The sequence below is a fragment of the Stenotrophomonas sp. 10N36 genome, assembly GCF_056395005.1.
On the sequence record NZ_JBFTIS010000047.1, the window covers coordinates 1 to 824 of the forward strand.

Sequence of the window (824 nt, forward strand, 5' to 3'; positions counted from 1 at the left end):
AACGCCACCAACTCCGCCAGCGACCGCAAGGCGCTGCAGGCCGAAGTGACCCAGCTGGTCAGCGAAATCGACCGCGTGGCCAAGCAGTCCGACTTCAACGGCACCAAGCTGCTGGACGGTTCGTTCTCCAGCCAGCTGTTCCAGGTCGGCGCCAACGCCGGCCAGGCCATTGCCATCGACAAGGTGGTGGACGCCAAGGCCAACGCACTGGGCGGCGCCAAGTTCGACTCCAACGCACTGGCGCTGGCCGATCCGGGTACCAATGCCGACTTCAAGACCTCGGGCATGAAGATCAACGGCGTCGATATCGCCGCTGTCGAAGTCAAGCAGGGTGCCACGGCTGCCGACACCGGCAAGGCCTCGCGTGAAGCGCTGGTCAGCGCGATCAACGCCAAGATCGGTGAAACCGGCGTCTACGCCGAAGTCAATGGCACCACCGGCGTCACCCTGACCTCGGTCAAGGACAGCACCAACACCGACGGCACCTTCAAGGCGATCACTGCCACCCCGGGTACCTGGACCGGCGCCACCGCACCGACCTTCACCGCCACGCTGGCCGCCGCCGCCCCGGCCAACAAGTTCGCCAGCGAACTGGATGTCAGCACCGTCAAGGGTGCCCAGCAGGCCCTGGAAATCGTCGACAAGGCGCTGGGTTCGATCAACAACACCCGCGCTGACCTCGGTGCCATCCAGAACCGCTTCACCTCGGTCGTTGCCAACCTGCAGACCTCCACGGAGAACCTGTCGGCCTCGCGTAGCCGCATCCGCGATACCGACTTCGCCAAGGAAACCGCAGAGCTGACCCGCACCCAGATCCTGCAGCA

General features: G+C 65.0%; 1 protein-coding gene. It reads left to right on the forward strand.

The genetic code is table 11. The features are described 5' to 3' along the window. A partial coding sequence (locus tag AC1DCJ_RS20300) for a flagellin (protein ID WP_478071795.1) occupies nt 1-824 on the forward strand: 824 nt, incomplete at both ends.